Origin of the sequence: Actinomycetospora sp. (assembly GCF_036497245.1) — a bacterium.
Taxonomy (GTDB): domain Bacteria; phylum Actinomycetota; class Actinomycetes; order Mycobacteriales; family Pseudonocardiaceae; genus Actinomycetospora.
On sequence record NZ_DASXJS010000114.1, the window covers coordinates 1 to 3080 of the forward strand.

A 3080-nucleotide genomic window follows, 5' to 3' on the forward strand; every position below is an offset into this window, starting at 1 on the left:
CTCGGAGAAGGAGAACTTCTCCTGGATCTGCTCGGTCGTCCAGCCCAGCGCCTTGAGCAGCACGGTGACCGGCTGCCGGCGCTTGCGGTCGATGCGGACGCCGACGGTGTCGCGCTTGTCGACGTCGAACTCCAGCCACGCCCCGCGGCTGGGGATGATCTTGACGCTGAAGACGTCCTTGTCGGTCGTCTTGTCGACCGAACGGTCGAAGTAGACGCCCGGCGAGCGCACGAGCTGCGAGACGACCACGCGCTCGGTGCCGTTGATGATGAACGTGCCCTTGTCGGTCATCACGGGGAAGTCGCCCATGAAGACCGTCTGGCTCTTGATCTCACCGGTGGTGTTGTTGGTGAACTCGGCCGTCACGAAGAGCGGGGCCGAGTACGTCATGTCCTTGTCCTTGCACTCCTCGACGGAGGCCTTCACCTCGTCGAAGCGAGGATCGGAGAAGGACAGGGACATCGAGCCGGAGAAGTCCTCGATCGGGGAGATCTCGGCCAGGACCTCCTCGAGACCGCCGACCGGGGATTCCTCGCCCGCTTCCACGCGACGCTCGAACCATTCTTCACTGCCGACCAGCCACTCGAAGGACTTGGTCTGCAGGTCGAGGAGGTCAGGGACCTCCAGCGGCTGGGCGAGCTTGGCGAACGAGACCCGGAGGGGAGCCCCGGGGAACGACGCGTGGTGGTTCGAGGACCTGGTGGCGCGGGTAACTGCCAAGATGCGTCCTTCCGGAACAACGCTGTCTGACGCTGTCAGTAGCTTCGTCCGCACGAGACGCAGCGCAATGCCCCGGGCGGCCGGATCGCGCAGCCCCGGCGGGTACCCACACTCGTGGGTGGAGACACGTGAAGGCAGCGCGATCCGACAGTCTAGCCATGACCGGCAGCACGTGTCGAACGCCCCCCCACGTGACACGCCTCCGGTGACCTGAACCTCGAGAGGTCCGGGCTCGACCGCGGGGTCTGACGCAGGGTCTCGCGCTGGGAACAGAGTGACCGGTGACCCCGTCCCCGTCAAGTCCGACGCGCTTGTCTCTCGGGTGGGTCACCGGCTCCCTGCGCAGGTCAGAGCATCGAGCCCGGGACGACGCCGCCCGGGTCGAGGCATTCCGGAGGAACACTCGACCCGGGCGGGCCCTGCTCGACGCCCCGTCACAGGGGCCCCAGGCCTCACATGGGCTTCAGCTCCGAGATCTTCCAGCGACCGTCCTGACGGACCGCCTGCACGGTCAGCAGACCGGGCGCGTTGGTCGTCTGCTGGTTCGTGGTGCGCTCGGCGGTGAACTGGACGAGGGCCATGAGGGTGGCGTGGTCGCCGGAGAGCTGCTGCACACCGATGTTGAGCACACTCGCCGTCTGGCGCAGCTTCTGCTGCTGGGCCGGCCCCCGGATCGTCTGCTCGAACACCTGCAGGTACTGCGAGGTGAACGCACCGGTGGACTGCGACTTCGCGGCGTTCACCGAGTCGTCGAGCTTCGTGAAGTCGTAGGAGAGGATCTGCTCCATCGCCTGCCGGGTCTGGCCGACGACCTCGGCGGTCCCGCCCACGTCGACGACGGCCTGGTTCGAGACCGGGCCCTGCGTCCATTCCTGGTGGCCCTGCCAGAAGGCCAGACCGCCGAGCACGAGGCACACGACGATGACCGCGGCCATCGCGCCCATGAGCGCCCGGGGTTTCGCCGCGAGGCGCCCGAACGGTGCGAGGAGGCGCTGACGGCGCTGCGACGGCGCCTTCTTCGGGGCCGCCTCCCGGGGCCTGGGCTCCGGACGGTCGAGCAGCGCCGTCCCGGAGCGGGAGCCGTTCCCGGAGCCCGACGACGTCGCCGGGCTCATCGCGCGCTGCGAGCGGCGCGCCTTCGAGGTGGGCGCCGGCCGGTCGGCCCCCGTCGTGGTCGCCTCGTCGCCCGTCGCCGGGGCGTCCGCGTCGCTGGCGGGGCGCTCGGAGCCGTCGGAGCGCTCGGAGCCGTCCGGGCCCGCGGCGCCGTCCGGCTCGTCGGCGGCGGGCGTCTCGACGGCGGACGGCTCCTCGGCAGGCGCGTCGGCAGCGGCAGGCGCGTCGGCAGCGGGTGCGTCGGCGGGGACGACGGTGTCGGCGAGCGCGGTGTCCGGCTCGTCGACCTCGTCGTCGCGCGACCCCGAGGGCCGGGTCGACTCTGCGGTGGCGCCGGGCTTGCCCGGGGCGCGCAGGCCCGCGACCTTCGGGCGGCGGCCGGCCGGGGCAGTGCTGGCGGTGGCGCGGGTACGGGGTGGCACGAGGCTGTCCCCTTCCTAGCTCTGGCCCGCGGTCGGGGCGGCCTTGGCGGCCTTCCAGCCGTCCGGGGTGCGCTGCATGTCGACCTGGAACAGCTGCTGCTTCTGGGTGGGCTGCTGGTTGGCGCTGGACGCCGTCACGTTGATGCCGACGATCGCCGAGGCGGTGCCCTTGTCGTCGTCGAACGCGGTGAGGGACGCGCCTGCGGGGGTGGCCACCACGGACGCCTGGGCCTTCTTGAGGCTGTCGGCGAACTGCTGGCGGACCTTGCCGTACTCGGTGAGCATCGGGTCGGTCAGCGAGGACTGCGCGGCCGCGAGGTCCGCGTCGATCGTCTGCGGACGCACGGTGTTGATGTTGATGACGATCTGCTCGGCGGAGTCGACCGCGACGTCACGGTCGGCCGCCTGGTTCGCCGTCGTGCCGTGCGTGCCGAGCCACCAGTAGCCCCCGGCCACGACGGCGGCCACGAAGGCCAGCACGGTCAGGACCGCGAGGATGGTGATCCTGGTCCGCTGCGTCGGGGCGCGCAGGCCCTTCCGCGTCTGCTTCTCGGTCGGGCCGGCGGCGGTGTCGGTGGGAGGCGTGGTGCTCAACTCCTCGGGGTCGCCCCCGCGTCAGCGCTCATCCCAGGCCAGGGATGACGATCGGCGGGGCACCGCGTCCCGAGTTGGCGAGGACGTCCGCTGGGGGGGACGACACGCCGGAGAACGCAGTGTTCTGGTTCGCATTCTGCGTCGAGGCCTGGGCGCTCGACGCAGCGGGGGAGGCCTGGCCGGCCTGGGGGGCCCCCGCGGGATACCCGGGCCCGTAGAACGTGTTCGGGT

The 3080-nt window shown here is 71.1% G+C and carries 2 protein-coding genes and 1 pseudogene; all 3 read right to left on the reverse strand.

Going from position 1 to position 3080, the window contains the following annotated elements; translation table 11 throughout:
• Nucleotides 1-720, reverse strand: a pseudogene (locus tag VGI02_RS11825) (DNA-directed RNA polymerase subunit beta); the annotation flags it as partial.
• Between the two features lie 452 nt (nucleotides 721-1172).
• The gene (locus VGI02_RS11830) at nucleotides 1173-2255 is read right to left on the reverse strand and encodes a hypothetical protein (RefSeq protein ID WP_331627554.1); all 1083 of its coding nucleotides are present in this window, start codon (nucleotides 2253-2255) and stop codon (nucleotides 1173-1175) included.
• Between the two features lie 15 nt (nucleotides 2256-2270).
• The gene (locus VGI02_RS11835) at nucleotides 2271-2849 is read right to left on the reverse strand and encodes a hypothetical protein (protein WP_331627555.1); all 579 of its coding nucleotides are present in this window, start codon (nucleotides 2847-2849) and stop codon (nucleotides 2271-2273) included.
• Nucleotides 2850-3080: the final 231 nt, after the last annotated feature.